The sequence below is a fragment of the Bradyrhizobium sp. UNPF46 genome (assembly GCF_006658625.1).
Classification (GTDB): Bacteria; Pseudomonadota; Alphaproteobacteria; order Rhizobiales; family Xanthobacteraceae; genus Bradyrhizobium; species Bradyrhizobium nitroreducens.
In genome coordinates, this window is the sequence record NZ_LFJB01000086.1 from 106,981 (window position 1) to 120,695 (window position 13,715).

13 protein-coding genes are annotated in these 13,715 nt (G+C 58.3%); 4 read left to right on the forward strand and 9 right to left on the reverse strand.

All coding sequences use genetic code 11. The features are described 5' to 3' along the window. Position 1: 1 nt before the first annotated feature. From UNPF46_RS31250 to UNPF46_RS31275, 6 genes are read right to left on the reverse strand one after another with little or no spacing between them, the layout of a single operon-like run. Entirely contained in the window at positions 2-1,174 is a 1,173-nt protein-coding gene (locus tag UNPF46_RS31250; RefSeq protein ID WP_142252585.1) for a thiolase C-terminal domain-containing protein, read from the reverse strand. Beyond that, complete coding sequence (locus UNPF46_RS31255) at positions 1,171-3,348, reverse strand: acetate--CoA ligase family protein (protein WP_142252586.1); 2,178 nt, start codon at positions 3,346-3,348, stop codon at positions 1,171-1,173. The genes UNPF46_RS31250 and UNPF46_RS31255 overlap by 4 nt, the downstream gene beginning before the upstream one ends. Beyond that, on the reverse strand, positions 3,345-4,487 hold the full coding sequence (locus UNPF46_RS31260; RefSeq protein WP_142252587.1) for an acyl-CoA dehydrogenase family protein: 1,143 nt from the start codon (positions 4,485-4,487) through the stop codon (positions 3,345-3,347). The genes UNPF46_RS31255 and UNPF46_RS31260 overlap by 4 nt, the downstream gene beginning before the upstream one ends. Continuing rightward, on the reverse strand, positions 4,484-4,897 hold the full coding sequence (locus UNPF46_RS31265; protein ID WP_142252588.1) for a Zn-ribbon domain-containing OB-fold protein: 414 nt from the start codon (positions 4,895-4,897) through the stop codon (positions 4,484-4,486). Before UNPF46_RS31265 ends, UNPF46_RS31260 begins: the two co-directional genes overlap by 4 nt. Before the next feature lie 15 nt (positions 4,898-4,912). Further along, the gene (locus UNPF46_RS31270) at positions 4,913-5,698 is read right to left on the reverse strand and encodes an SDR family oxidoreductase (protein WP_142252589.1); all 786 of its coding nucleotides are present in this window, start codon (positions 5,696-5,698) and stop codon (positions 4,913-4,915) included. 1 nt (position 5,699) lies between these two features. Next, positions 5,700-6,461 (reverse strand): enoyl-CoA hydratase/isomerase family protein, encoded by a 762-nt coding sequence (locus UNPF46_RS31275; protein ID WP_142252590.1) that lies wholly within the window; start codon positions 6,459-6,461, stop codon positions 5,700-5,702. Between the two features lie 305 nt (positions 6,462-6,766). Between UNPF46_RS31275 and UNPF46_RS31280 the strand changes: the two genes are divergently transcribed. Beyond that, the gene (locus tag UNPF46_RS31280; protein ID WP_210248360.1) at positions 6,767-7,519 is read left to right on the forward strand and encodes an enoyl-CoA hydratase/isomerase family protein; all 753 of its coding nucleotides are present in this window, start codon (positions 6,767-6,769) and stop codon (positions 7,517-7,519) included. A gap of 61 nt (positions 7,520-7,580) precedes the next feature. Here UNPF46_RS31280 and UNPF46_RS31285 read toward each other — a convergent pair whose 3' ends face one another. Next, entirely contained in the window at positions 7,581-8,768 is a 1,188-nt protein-coding gene (locus UNPF46_RS31285; RefSeq protein ID WP_142252592.1) for an ABC transporter substrate-binding protein, read from the reverse strand. 236 nt (positions 8,769-9,004) lie between these two features. Here UNPF46_RS31285 and UNPF46_RS31290 point away from each other — a divergent pair, with 236 nt between their 5' ends. From UNPF46_RS31290 to UNPF46_RS31300, 3 genes are all read left to right on the forward strand, one after another. Then, positions 9,005-10,165 (forward strand): CaiB/BaiF CoA transferase family protein, encoded by a 1,161-nt coding sequence (locus tag UNPF46_RS31290; RefSeq protein WP_181770195.1) that lies wholly within the window; start codon positions 9,005-9,007, stop codon positions 10,163-10,165. Between the two features lie 312 nt (positions 10,166-10,477). Continuing rightward, positions 10,478-10,768 (forward strand): CoA transferase, encoded by a 291-nt coding sequence (locus UNPF46_RS38415; RefSeq protein WP_502705509.1) that lies wholly within the window; start codon positions 10,478-10,480, stop codon positions 10,766-10,768. Between the two features lie 221 nt (positions 10,769-10,989). Beyond that, positions 10,990-12,546, forward strand: coding sequence for a sigma-54 interaction domain-containing protein (locus tag UNPF46_RS31300; protein WP_246668770.1), 1,557 nt, complete (start codon positions 10,990-10,992; stop codon positions 12,544-12,546). A gap of 63 nt (positions 12,547-12,609) precedes the next feature. Here the strand turns inward: UNPF46_RS31300 and UNPF46_RS31305 are convergent, their stop codons facing one another. Both UNPF46_RS31305 and UNPF46_RS31310 read right to left on the reverse strand, forming a co-directional pair. Further along, the gene (locus UNPF46_RS31305) at positions 12,610-13,035 is read right to left on the reverse strand and encodes a PaaI family thioesterase (protein ID WP_181770196.1); all 426 of its coding nucleotides are present in this window, start codon (positions 13,033-13,035) and stop codon (positions 12,610-12,612) included. Positions 13,036-13,075: 40 nt separating this feature from the next. Beyond that, on the reverse strand, positions 13,076-13,711 hold the full coding sequence (locus tag UNPF46_RS31310; RefSeq protein ID WP_142252596.1) for a 3-hydroxyacyl-CoA dehydrogenase family protein: 636 nt from the start codon (positions 13,709-13,711) through the stop codon (positions 13,076-13,078). Positions 13,712-13,715 lie beyond the last annotated feature (4 nt).

A 13,715-nucleotide genomic window follows, 5' to 3' on the forward strand; every position in this document is an offset into this window, starting at 1 on the left:
TTCAGTTCGGTTTATTTCCGAGGATCAGCGTGCAGTGCGAAGACAGAATGCCGCCCTCGTTGTGGATTAATGCAAGTTCAGCATCTTTCACCTGACGGGGTCCAAGCCCGCCGCGAAGCTGTCGAACGCCTTCGACGATGCCAAACAGCCCGCCCGCAGCGCCTGCATGGGCGTGCGACAACATGCCCCCGTGCGTGTTCACCGGTAGCTCGCCGCCGATTGACGCTCTGCCGTCGGCGAAGAAAGCACCGCCCTCGCCCGGCTGGCAAAATCCCAGTTCTTCAAGCTCGATCAGTGGTACGATCGTAAAGCAGTCGTACAACTGGGCGACGTCGATATCGGCGGGTTTCAGTCCGGCCATCTCGTAGGCCCTTGCGCCCGATTGCTTGGCGCCGAATTCCGTGAGACTCGGAGCGCACATCAAGTGCTCATGCGTATGATGCTCTCCAATACCGAGCAGATAGCTTGGCTTGGACTTGAGATCTTTTGCCCGCTCCGCGGTCGTGACGATGAAGGCGCCACCGGCGTCTGAAATCAAACAGCAGTCGAGCATACCCAACGGGTCCGCGATCGGCTTCGCCGAAAGTACGTCCTCCAGAGTTATTGCAGTTTTCATGTGCGCGTTTGGATGCAACAGCGCGTGCCGGCGCGTATTTACCGCAATGTGAGCAAGCTGCTCGCGCGTCGTTCCATGGACGTGCATGTGTCGCTGGGCGATCATCGCATAAAAGCCCGGGATCGATCCGCCATATGGCTGTTCAAAGTACGGATGACCGACGGCCAGCAAGGCAGAGACGGCAGAATCGCGCGATTGTCCGGTCGCGCGATTCTCCCCGGCGCAGACCAGAATCGTGTTCGCGCTACCTGCAAGGATCGCCTCCATCGCATGCTTTAGCATGATGGCGGGCGATCCTCCTCCAACGATCAGAGACGCGTTATAGCGCGGCCTAAGTCCAAGGTATTCGCAGAGAACGGATCCGAGCATGAAGTACGGTTCAGTAAACGAGTATGCCGTGAGTACCCCATCGATGTCAGACACTTTGAGGCCAGCGTCGTCCAGCGCGCGTTTCGCAGCCTGGGCATTCAGGCCCAACCCGGTCATTCCCGGCACTTTGCCGATTTCTGATTCTCCGACTCCGACGATTGCCACTTTTCCCGATGCAGACCTATTCATTCCAAATCCTTCTTCCTGCTTAATCCAATCAGCGCATCGACTGCTACGGCCCGAGCCGTTGATACTTTGATCGGGTTGACATCCAGCTCTGCGATCTCTTCGCGCAAGTCGGCTATCATTTCGGAGATACGGCAGACGGATTCGGCTACAGAATGTACGTCGACCGGTGCCTGATTGCGGTAGCCGAACAGGATGCCGCTGCCGCGGAGCGACCGGAGCATTTCAAGCGCCTGGTCGACGCTCACCGGGGCACGTCTGGTCTGCACGTCGCCAAATATCTCGACGGAGGTACCACCGAAGCCGCACGTGATCAGAGGTCCGAACTGCGGATCAACGGAGGCGCCGATCATCAACTCAATGCCACCCGAGACCATCTCCTGGACGGTAATTCCGTTGACAGTGACCGAGCCACTCAGCCACGCGATCGCCTTCTCGATCTCTCGATAACCGGCGCGCACGGCATCGGCATCGCCAAGGTTCAGGCGCACGACGCCGACCTCAGTCTTATGGTGGATATCGGGAGAGTCGGCCTTGAGAACCACGGGGTACCCCAGGGTTTCGGCGCATGCGACCGCTTCCTCAACGGTCTTTGCAAGGGCTTCTCGATTAAAGGGTACGTCATAGAGCGAGAAGAGTTTTTTTGACTGCGCTTCGCTGAGAACGTACGTTTGGCTGGTTGTCGCAAGGGCTGCGATCGCCGCCGCCTTGGCTCCGATGCCACTAAGCCTGGCCTCACTCGGACCGCAGAACTGGCGCCGGCCGTAGTAATCGAGCCACGAGCGGATCGCCTTCATGCACCGGCCCATCGAGCGGAACATCGATATCTGCCGGCTCTTGTCGTAAATCTCGCTACCGGGACCCTCTAACCATTCGTTGAACCAGACCAGACAGATCGGCTTTGAGAGCTCTGCCGCGAGCTGGTCGAGATGGATCGCTCTGTCCGTGGTGATCGGCTTCTGAGCCGACAACATCGGAACAACCACAACGGCGTAACTTGGATCGTCGGCAAACGCCTTGATGCAGGCGCTGTAGAGGTCAAAACTCTTCATCGTCTCGGCAGTCATGTCTGTTGGGTTAGATACCGATCCGAAGTCCGGGACAAGTTTCGACAGCTTTGCCACGGTGTCCTGCTGCGGAGCCGGCATCGCCACCCCGTACTCCTCGGCCTTGTCTCCAGAGATCACCGCGGCGCCACCGGAGCTTGCCATCACGCCGGCGCCCGAGCCTCGCGGCACGCCAGCGCGGTCAAAGAAGCAGGCCGTCTCCAGCACTTCTTCCCAATTGTCGACGACGATGGCGCCGATTTCACGGAATGCGGCATCGTAAGCCGCATTGGAACCCGCCAGCGTGCCGGTATGGGAGAGAGCCGTCTTTTTGCTAATCGTGCTCCGTCCCATTTTGTAGATTATAAGCGGCTTTCTGGCGGCGAAAGCCCGCCGTCCGGATTCGATGAACCGCTCGCCGTCCCTGATCCCCTCGAACAGACACGCGATCACTGACGTGTTCTCGTCATCAACGAGATAGTTAATCAAATCGCAGATATCGACGTCGCTCGAATTTCCAGCCGACAGAAACTGCGAGAAGCCAATCCCTCTCTGCAGCGCCTGGATCACCGTGTATCCGAGGCCACCGCTCTGGCTGACTAGACCGATTCCGCCAACGAGGATCGGCATTTCGTTGAACTTCGGCATGAAGTGCATGCCGATCTTCGAGGCGAAATTGATGATGCCAACGCAATTGGGTCCTATGATCCGCATGCCCGTAGACTGCGCGATCTCCGCGAGCTCGCGCTGCGCGGCCGTCCGTTCTTCGGTGCCGAGCTCGGCGAAACCCGACGAATAGACGATGGCCCCGCCGATGCCCTTTACGGCGCACCGTCTGACGAGATCCACCACGTGCTCCTGGGGCACTGAAATTACGACGGCGTCGGGTGTCTCAGGAAGAGCCTCAATCGTCGGATAAGCCTTGTGACCGAATATCTGGGGTCGCTTCGGATTGATGGGATATATTTTCCCGCGGAATGTCGCGAGATTCTCCATGGTGCGCGCACCAAAGGAGCCAGGTGATTCCGAAGCGCCGATGACCGCGATGCTCGCGGGGTTGATCAGCCGTCCGAGTTCCTTCCGGCCGAACAGTTGAGTACGGTTCTCGATGTAGCCTTTGACCTGCGTCATAGTCCGAGCTCCCGTGCGATCAGGCTGCGCTGGATTTGCGAGGTGCCCCCGCCGATGGTGGCGTTGCGCGCGTCGCGCCAGTACCGCTGCATGTCGTGGTCGTGGGTGTAGCCGGCGCCCCCCAGTATCTGCATGCCTTGCGTCGTTACTCGCGCGAACATCTCCGACACAAACAGCTTCGCCATGCATGCCTGCTTCACGCAGGATAGGCCCTGGTCGTAGCGCCAGGCCGTCGCTGCGGTGATCCACCGGGCGGCTTCGAGGTCGGTCGCCATGTCGGATAGCAGATGGGCTATAGCTTGGAATTCGGCGATCGGCTTGCCGAACTGCTTCCGCTCGGATGCGTAGCGAACCGCATCGTCGACTGCCGCTCGCGCGTTGCCGAGGTAGTTGGCGGCCAGCAGGATGCGCTCCCGCTCCAGATGCTTGTTGATGTACTTCCAACCGCTATTTTCCTCGCCGATCAGCATCCTCTTGGGAAGACGCACGTCGTCGAAGAAGACCTCGCAGAGACCCAGGATGCGGCGGCCGACCACATCGAGCCTGTTGATTGTGATGCCTGGAAGATCGTTGGGAACGAGAAACAGCGAGATGCCGGCGTGCTTCTTGACGTCCGGATTCGTCCGCGCGGCCAGCACGATCATGTTGTTTGGCGCGTGCGCTCCGGAAGAGTAGAGCTTTTGGCCCGAGATCAAGTAGTCGCCGCCATCGCGTCGGGCTTTCGTCTGCAGCGAGGCCGCGTCCGACCCCGATCCCGGCTCGGTCAGGCTGAATGACAGCTTGGTCTCACCCTTGACCACCTTGGGGAGGACTTCCGACTTGATCTGGTCGCTTGCAAAATCGGCGAGGATCATCGCTCCCCAGCCGATGAGCGCCAGGCGCGTCGCGAAGTCCACGCTCGGCCTGGCTATTTCCTCCAGAGCGATGGCGCAGTCGGCTATCGGCGAGCCCACCCCCCCATACTCGGCGGGAACCATCATCGCCAGCAGACCGGCTTCGGCCATGGCTGCGTAGACGTGCTCCGGTAACTGCCCGGCACGGTCCCATTGGCGGACATCGGCCGACCTGCAATGACGCTTCACGAATGACGCCGTGGTATCTCGAACTAGTTTCTGCTCGTCGCTATCCTCGAAGTTCACGGGCGGCCCCTCTCTAGCGAAAATTGAGGAAGTTTGGCTCCCTCCCGGTCCTCGAATCCGAGCGTGACGCTGTCGCCGATCTTTACGTTCAGCGCACCATCGCCGACGATGTTGCTCATCATGCGCGGCCCCTCCTTCAGGTCGATCAACGCGACGACATACGGAGTGAGCCCAGCGAAGGCGGGAGAAGAGGCGCGTCGAATGATTGTAAAGCTGTGAACCGTCCCCTTGCCTGCAGCCTCGACCCATTCGAGGTTCTCAGACCAGCAGAAAGGGCACAAATATCGCGGCATGAAATGCGTTTCGCCGCAGGAGTTGCATCGTCGGAGAACCAGCTTTCCTTCCTTCGCGGATTGCCAGTAGGTGGCGGAGTCCGCGTTCGCTACTGGAAGCGGGAGTTGTTTTTCCACTTGTTGCGTCCTCTTCTATTTTTCTGCGATGTATTTCAGCCAACGGCCACCATCGACGATGAGGTTTTCACCAGTGACGAAGCTCGCCAGATCAGACGCGAGGAAAGCTGCGGCGTTCGCGACTTCCTGCTTTTTGCCGAAGCGTCCGAGCGCCACGCGATTGCGCTCCTGATCGGCGCGGCCGCGATCTTCGTAGATCCGCTTAGCGCCCTCCGTATCCCCGATCGGTCCCGGAGAAATCGCGTTGACCCTGATGCCTTCGCCTCCCCATTCTACGGCGAGCGTGCGCGTGAGCGAGAGAATACCCGCCTTGGCGGCGGCGGCATGCGCAGCGCCCGGCCAGCCAGAAAGAGCCTGCATTGTAATGATGCTGATAATGCTGCCGCCCCAATTTGATTTCTGGAGATGCGTGTAAGCAGCGCGGCATCCATGAAACGTTCCGTTTAGGTCGATGTCGATTACGGTGCGCCACGCGTTCGAAGACATTTCCGCCGTCGGGCAGAAGAAATTTCCCGCCGCATTATTGATGAGAATGTCGAGAGATCCGAACCGCTCGACGACGGCGTCGACCGCGGCCGTGACCTGGTCGTAGCTCCTGACGTCTGCCTGGAACGTGGCAAGTTCGGACGCGCCTTGGGTACGTAGCGACAATGCAGCGCTCTCCAATCGTTCGGCGTTACGACTGACGATCGCTACCTTGGCGCCGAGCGCGAGATACTGCTCTGCAATGCTTTTCCCGATGCCGCTGCCGCCTCCCGTGACGAGAGCTACACGACCTTTCAATAGATCTGCCGAAAACATGCTATCTCGCCTTTTTAACTCTCGCCTTTGCAGCCGCCATGGCGGTCCTATGCCCTTCTGACGCTGTCGCCAGGCCGAAGGCGTCCGCCTCATGCCGCAACGTTCCGGGAAGATGGGCCGCCCACGCCTGGGCGCACAGTGATTTCGTTAGCTGCAGGGCTTCGGCAGGAAGCGACGCAAGCTCCTCGGCAATCTTCATGACGCGCTCCTCGAGCTCGCCCGCGGGCGCAATGCGACGCGTCAATCCTAGAGCTCTCGCTTCCTCGGCGAGTATGACGCCCCCTGACAGGAGGACGTCGAGCGCGACCGCAGGGCTTGCCTTGGCTTGCAGCAGGAAGCTTGCCCCCCCGTCCGGAACGACACCCAGCTTGACGAATGGAAATCCCAGACTCGCGTTCTCGTCCATGACGAGGATGTCCGCGGCTAGTGCAAGCGACGCGCCTCCGCCAAAGGCCGCCCCCTGGACTGCGGCGATGACTGTCTGTTTCATGTTGACGATGCGCAGATGCTGGTCTTGCGCAGTAACGATTCGGTCTCTCCAAGCCATCGGAGAGTCAGGCACGTCTCCGAGGTCGGCCCCGGCGCAGAATGAAACCCCTTCGCCCCGCAGCACGACCACGCGTATACTGTCATCGATTTCATCGAGACGTTTGGCCAGCATGCCCCTCATCTCGATCGACAGCGCATTGCGCTGCTGGGGCCGATTCAATGTAATGATCGCAATGCGATCACGGCTTTGCAGTTGCACAATATCTGCTGACAAGGAACGTTTCCTGACTCGCGGCTCGACGGTTTTTGAAGCATCGCCCGGTCCTGTCTGACAGCAAGGGCCATGCCACCCCCGTAAAGAGCATGCATTGCTCCAAATTTTTGGCTGTCCTGGTCACACGGTGTTCACTGGTGACACACGCTGCACTACATCTGTCTGTAATGCATACACATGACTTCCGCGAGCGAGGCGAAACATGACGAGATTTGCCCGGCATATCGTTTGCACCGGACATCCTGCAACAGAGAGGACACGAAATGGATTCAAAGCAAATTCAAGTGGATCGGGACGGATCGGTCATGATCATCACGCTCAACAATCCGAGCACCAGAAACTCGCTGACCTCGGAACTTCGGGACGAACTCGGAGCCGCGATTAAGGAAGCATCAAACGATCGTTCCGCACGCTCCGTCTTGCTGGCAGCAGCGGGTCCTTCGTTCTGCGCCGGCGGGGACTTCAAGATGCTCGAAGTCGCCTCCGATCCTTGGTCGGTGCACCGGCGCTTTGCGGCGCTCAAGGATTGGCTTATCCCGCTCATCTCCCTCAACAAGCCGATGGTGGTGGCGGTGAATGGTCATGCCGCGGGCGGCGGAATGGGCCTATCCCTGTGCGGTGACGTTCTCTTCGCTGCGGAAAATGCGAAGTTCATGGCCGCCTTCTTTCGGCTCGGTGCCGTGCCCGACATCGGCATGATGTATCATCTTCCCCGATTGATCGGAATGGCACGGGCGAAATCGTTCCTCTTCGGCAATCAAACCTGGACTGCCCAGGAAGCGCTTAATCAGGGACTGGTCACGCGAGTCTGTTCGAGCGATACGTTGAGGGAGGAAGCCCTTGCCGAAGCACGCAGGCTTGCTGATGGACCCTCGGAGGTCATGGGATTGGCCAAGCAATTGATGGCTCGCACCTTCGAGACCAGTCTCCATGACATGTTTGCCTTCGAAGGTCTCGGACAGGCGTTAGCCATGTCAAGCAACGAGTTCAAGGAAGGTCTCAAGGCGGCCGTTGAAAAGCGCAATGCTGACTTTGCCGGGGTTTCTTCCTCCGTCTGACGCTGATCGACGGACGCTTTAGATGAACGGGAGGATCGGACTCGCCGATCCTCCTTCGTTCTCATTTCCCCGAAATGATCGAGCCGACAAGTTCCCACCCCTCTCCAGTAAATCGCGCCATATGGAGGTCCTTCATCGGAGCATAGTCGGTCGCGCTGGTCTTTAGCCGGATTCCTGGCAGGGCCATCGGAAGCTGCATATCGAGATTTTGAGCCTGCTTCATGACGTTCTCGCGCGATAGATCGTTTCCACACTGCTTGAGAACTTGAACAAGCGTCTGAGCGTTCGAATAGCCAAGCACATTGAACTCATCCGTCACGTCCCCGGATGGATAGTACTTCTTCATCCAAGCCAACCACTCCTTGAGCCCGGGATCATCAGCCAGCTTCGGATCTGCCGGATCCTTCAGGTAATGGAGCGCCAGAACTCCCGAGCTTGCTTCGGTTCCGACCTGCTTCAGGACGGCTGCCGATGCGGAGACAGTCGCAAGCATCTGCATCGGTTTCCAATTCAATTCATGAGCTTTGCGCAGGGCTTGGGCCGCGAACTTGGTCGTGGCGAAGTTCATGAACACGTCAGCACCGGTGGACTGAAGTGTCACGATCTGCGAGTCGATCGTTGGATCGGAGATGTTGTAGCTCAACTCCGTCACGATCATGGCGTCAGCCTTATCGCCAAGCCGATCGCGAAGGCCCTTAATGTAGTCTTTTCCGAGATCGTCCTTTTGATAAAGAATTGCGATCTTCGCGGTTGGATGATTATTCAGAATGTAGGTCGCAAAGGCATGACCTTCCAATTGATAGTTCGGCTGCCAACCCATGGTCCAAGGGAATTGCCCCGGATCGGCAAACCGGGTCGCCCCCGACGTCGGAAAGAGATGCGGCACCTTCTTGGCGTTCAAATACTTCTGAATCGCAGCGTTTGTCGCCGTTCCTAGAGTGTCGAAAATCAGCAGCACATCCTCCTGTTCAACGAGCTTTCGCGTCTGCTCGACGGTCTTGGGAGGGCTATAGGCGTCGTCTAGACTAACGAGCTTGATCTTCCGACCGTTGATGCCCCCGTTGTCGTTCACCAACTGGAAGTACGCTTCGTTGGCTCTCGCGATAGTTGAATAGTGAGAGCCAGGCCCGCTGTACGGCATGGTCTGACCGATTTTGATTTCCTTGTCGGTTACCCCGGGCACTTCCTGTGCGTTCGCGGCGCAAACCGGCAACAACAACCCCAACAGGCACCGGACGTAAGAACGCATTGCGAGATCCCCTTTTGCTTGATACCGCAAGGCCCATGCCAAGTGCCGCTTAGTCCCCCTGCATGGCCAATTTCCCTTCTCGGCCGCGTTAGGTGTCGCCGTTTGCGACAATTGTCCGGTCGACTGTTTTCGACGCGCACACACATGGCAGCTCTATGCCTCTGACCCGCGCGTTTCGGGACGGCACAAGAAATGCAAAATCTCCTCACGCAAGATCACAGATAGGATTGCTGCGCATGCGAAGAGCGTTCGAGGGATTCAAGGTAATCGACGCGAGCCAAGGGGTGGCTGGACCGCATGCAGCCATGCTGTTGGCTCTGCATGGAGCCGACGTCATCAAGATTGAGCCGCCGGAAGGGGACTGGGGACGCATCCTCGGGAAAGCGAAGGCCAAAAATACCATTCACTTCGTTGCGTTTAACCGGGGCAAGCGATCGATAGCTATAGATCTCACCAAGGAGGAAGGACGTCGAATTGCAACCGATCTGGTTACGGGGGCTGACGTGGTGATCGAGAGCTTCCGCCCTGGTGTCGCCGCCCGACTTGGCTTGGGCTACTCCGATGCAATCAAGGTCAATCCGAACCTCATATACATGTCGGTTTCGGGATATGGTCAGCAGGGACCCAACCGCGATCGTCCCGCCGTCGACGGGGTGATACAGGCCTACTCCGGAATGATGGTGATGAACGGATCGGTCGACAAGCCGCACCGGCAAGGCATGGTCGTTATCGACACCGTCACCGGACTGTATGGGTTCCAGGCCGTAAGCGCCGCCTTGATGCGTAAGGTACGGTTCGGCACGGGCTCGTTCATCGACATGAGTCTGATGCAAAGCGCCGCCGCATTCCAGGCTGCAAAATTGATGGAAGCCGCCTCGGAGGGTCCTAGCCCCGGACCGCTGTATTCCCCGTCTGGGGTCTACGAAACTGCTGACGGTCATGTTCTTCTGAGCACCATGCGATCGCGCGCCTTCGAGGTACTTTGCGGGATACTCGGATGTCCGCAATTGGCCACCGATGCGCGATTTAGCTCTGTCGACGGCAGAAACGCGAACCGGCACGAAATGAACCGCGTGCTGACTGACCAATTGCGAACGCGCACGACTGACGAGTGGGTCGCTCTTATGCTCGAGCGAGGCGTCATGGCGAGTCCCATCAAGAGCTACACGGATTGGCTGGCCGACGCGCACGTCAAGGCGGTCGATGGATACCAAACCCTTCCGTTCGCCGGCGTGGGTTCATTGCCCGTCGCTGCTATACCGGGTTGTCCCGGAGCCGAAATCGGCGCGAACGGCGCGGTACCCGGGCTCGGCGAACACACCACCCAGATTCTTTCTTCGCTCGGGCGAACTGACGTCGAAATCGCGTCGCTATACTCTGCTCGTGTCCTCTCCTGAAATGTTCTGACGATGAACCATCGAAGCGAGATGGCATGGGTCCGTTGAATGGCTTGAAGGTTTTAGAGTTTCCCGCTCTCGGACCGGTGCCGTTCTGAGCGATGCTTCTCGCCGATTTGAGGCCACAGTTCTTCGCATCGATCGAGAGGCCGATGCTGGGCTTGGCATCGAACGTGCCAGGCTGCCGAAAGGTTCTGAAACTAAATCTCAAGAAGCTGCAGACCGTGAAACTGGTGGACGCCGATTGGGCTGATCGAAGGCTTTCGGCCGGGATTCGGTCCCGATGTCTGTCTCAGCAAAAATTCCCGACTGATATACGAAACTGCAGAGCAATGGCGAGCCGCATTCGACGGCACCGACTGCTGCGTCACGATCGTCGACACTGTAGAGGACGCTTTTGTCGATCCTCACTTGGTGGCGCGAAAGTCGTTTATTGAGCTCGACGGAGTCAACCAACCTGCCCCGGCGCCGCTTTTCAGTCGAAGCATTCCCGAAACTCCGCGGGCTCCGAACACTCCGAGTACGCCCGATGAAGCGCTGAGCGGCTGGCTCGATCTGGAGACGGTTGAGGCCTTCAAGAAGGGCCGAGCTTGGCGAGAATAACCGGCCACTGGACGACCTGCGTTGTCTTTAGTGCATACACTTCTGCGCAATGCATTATTGCGATCCCCTTCCCCCATGTGGTTAGGTGTCCTCAAGAACTACACCTAGGGAGCCAAACGCGGATCATGTTACCGCTTGACCATAGTCTGGACGGCCGCGGCCTTATCCTATCGGACGGAACGAGAATAGTTCATTCGAGTGGCGTCGGCAGCGATCCTCGCGTGAAAAGCCTTGCCCTCGATCCTGATTGGATCGCGGAGGCACGGATCCGGCGCATCAATCCTATGACGCTCGATCGCCAAACGTATATCGTTCTGGTGATATCCGTGACAGGCTGCGACGCTATCATCATCAGCGGCCCCCCGGGAGACGCCGTATTCGATTTTCTGACGAGCGTTGATTTCGCTTGGGAGCTGATGGAGCAGCTTCTCACGGACCCCTTCGAGGGCATGATTATCGTCGACGACGAAGCACACATATCCTACATGTCACCGGTCCACGAGCGCTTCTTTGGACTAAAGCCGGGAGAGGCCCGAACGCGACCGATCGAGGACGTCGTGGAAGGAACTCGGCTGCATAAGGTCGTGAAGAGCGGCAAAGCGGAAGTTGGCACCATACAGCACATGCGCGGGTCCGATAGAATAGTTTCCAGGATCCCCATCCGCAGAAAGGACAAGGTCCTTGGAGCGTATGGCCGAGTGATGTTCAAGGGGCCCGAACAACTCGCCATCCTAAATGCACGGATACGCGCCCTTGAGGGGCAGGTCGAATTCTACAAGCGCGAGACTGAAACACTGAAATCGCAGAAGTACGGGCTCGACAGCATCGTAGGCAATAGTCCCGCCGTACAGCGGCTTCGCGCGGAGATCGTGAAGATCGCTGCGCTAGAGATTCCCGTACTCATCCGCGGCGAGAGTGGTACTGGAAAGGAATTAGTCGCTCACGCTCTCCATCGTCTAAGTCCGCGAAGAGACGGCCCTATGGTTGCCGTGAACGCGGCCGCGATGCCTCAGACACTTGTCGAATCCGAACTGTTCGGATACGAGCCCGGCGCTTTCACTGGAGCCGACAAGAAGGGACGAAAAGGTAAATTCGAGCAGGCGACCGAGGGCATTATATTTCTCGACGAGATCGGCGACATGCCGCTGGAAGTCCAAGCGAAGTTACTGCGTGTGTTGCAGGATCGTATCGTCGAACGCATCGGTGGCGACAAGCCCCGCCAACTTGAATTTAGGCTGATATCTGCAACGAATAGAGACCTTCAGTCGCTGGTCGAAGCGGGCACTTTCCGCCTCGATCTGTTTTACAGGATATCGCCTATCGTGATCACATTACCTCCCCTGCGGGAGCGTATAGAGGACATCCCACCGCTGGCCTCAAAATTTCTTGAGGATATAGCCTATCGTCACGCGCGCCCAACGCCGTCGATAGACGACGACGCGCTGACGGCTCTGATGGAAAGGCCTTGGCCGGGCAACATCCGTCAACTTCAACATGAGATCGAGCGAGCTTTCGCCTTCTGCGACGGCACTATGATCAAGGTTCGCGATCTGACCGAGATGAAATCCGTATCCCAGGCCGAAGCGCTCCCTACGTCTGCCGCATCCGCCCCCACGATGGCCACAGACGGACTGCGCTCGATACTCGACAAAGTCGAAAATAAGGGAATCCGTGACGCCCTCGCACGCCACAAGGGCAATAAGAAGAAGGCTGCCGAAAGCCTTGGAATTTCGCGATCCTATCTGTACCGGAAGCTGTCCCAGATGAACGGGACATAAGCTTGGTCATGTTGCCAACGCACAAGCGGATGATATCGACCAAAGGCGGGCGACGAAGACACTTCAGTCGCTTATGTTGTAGATTCCCTGTGCCGTAGCTACGAGCTCGCCGCTAGGAAGGCTTTCCGCAACGATCGAGGAAAAGTATGTCCTCCGGCCCCGCTTCGAGATACGTCCAGTTGCTAAGATCCTGAAATCTCCTGCCGCCGATCTTCCGACGAAACTACAGTTCAGCGAAACCGTGACCGCCCTCGGCGGCACATCTTCAGCCGGGTCCGAGACAGCCCACAAGCCGGCGGTGTCAAGCATGGCCATGAGGACCCCACCGTGGACGGTACCGTGTCGATTGAGATGCTCTGGACCGATCTCGATCTCAAAAGAGGCTTCGCCCGCGATTGCGCTCGTTCTGCGCATGCCGAGTACATCACCGAAGTGAAATCCGTCCGGAAAACGTCCGCCAAACGGGCTTTTGAGATCACGGTTAGCCATTCTCAGACTCCGAGATGTTGGTGGTCGCTTGAGAATGAGATCATTTCTTGCCGCGGCTCCGGTCGAGGTTCCTCGCGACGATCGCCCGTCGCGGAGGTGCGTAGGCTGGTGTCCCATAGGTCTCAAACAGCGCTTGCGTAACGTCGTAGTGCCGTGCCATGCCACCACGGAAGATACGTTCGAGCGGGCCGTCCGGATATCCGAGGCCTAGTTTGCAGGTCAGATCCATATCCGCTTGCGTGGCCAATCCTTCGTCGAGGAAGCGCAGTGCCGCATTGTACTTCGGGATCGCCAATCGATTGATGATCCGACCGATCTGATCGGCAGAGACGACAACCTCGAAACCCGCCTTTTTGAAGACTTCGGTGGCCGCGGTGACGGCGGCGTCGGATGCAGAGGCCGGCCGGACCAGTTCGACGAGCCTGGAAGGAACGTCGTCGCCATTGCGGTATCGCGCGAAGCCAAGAACGTTGTTGTAATCGCTGTCGTCGCCGATGTGCTCAGCAAGGCTCTCGTTGCCGAGTTCGATGAGGATCGCGGATTTGCTGGCGTCGGCGGCGAAAGGCGATCCGCAGTGTATCACGACGTCGGCCGTGTCCGCCGATGCTCCCAAAAGGAACGCATCGCCTTTGGGGAAGGATCGGCTCAGACTGCCCAGAATGATTGCGTAGATCATCCGC

Coding starts and splice junctions, on each gene's coding strand:
- UNPF46_RS31305 (WP_181770196.1), bottom strand. CDS start 13,035: ATGGCTAACCGTGATCTCAAAAGCCCGTTTGGCGGACGTTTTCCGGAC.
- UNPF46_RS31255 (WP_142252586.1), bottom strand. CDS start 3,348: ATGACGCAGGTCAAAGGCTACATCGAGAACCGTACTCAACTGTTCGGC.
- UNPF46_RS31250 (WP_142252585.1), bottom strand. CDS start 1,174: ATGAATAGGTCTGCATCGGGAAAAGTGGCAATCGTCGGAGTCGGAGAA.
- UNPF46_RS31280 (WP_210248360.1), top strand. CDS start 6,767: ATGATCATCACGCTCAACAATCCGAGCACCAGAAACTCGCTGACCTCG.
- UNPF46_RS31310 (WP_142252596.1), bottom strand. CDS start 13,711: ATGATCTACGCAATCATTCTGGGCAGTCTGAGCCGATCCTTCCCCAAA.
- UNPF46_RS31290 (WP_181770195.1), top strand. CDS start 9,005: ATGCGAAGAGCGTTCGAGGGATTCAAGGTAATCGACGCGAGCCAAGGG.
- UNPF46_RS31285 (WP_142252592.1), bottom strand. CDS start 8,768: ATGCGTTCTTACGTCCGGTGCCTGTTGGGGTTGTTGTTGCCGGTTTGC.
- UNPF46_RS31270 (WP_142252589.1), bottom strand. CDS start 5,698: ATGTTTTCGGCAGATCTATTGAAAGGTCGTGTAGCTCTCGTCACGGGA.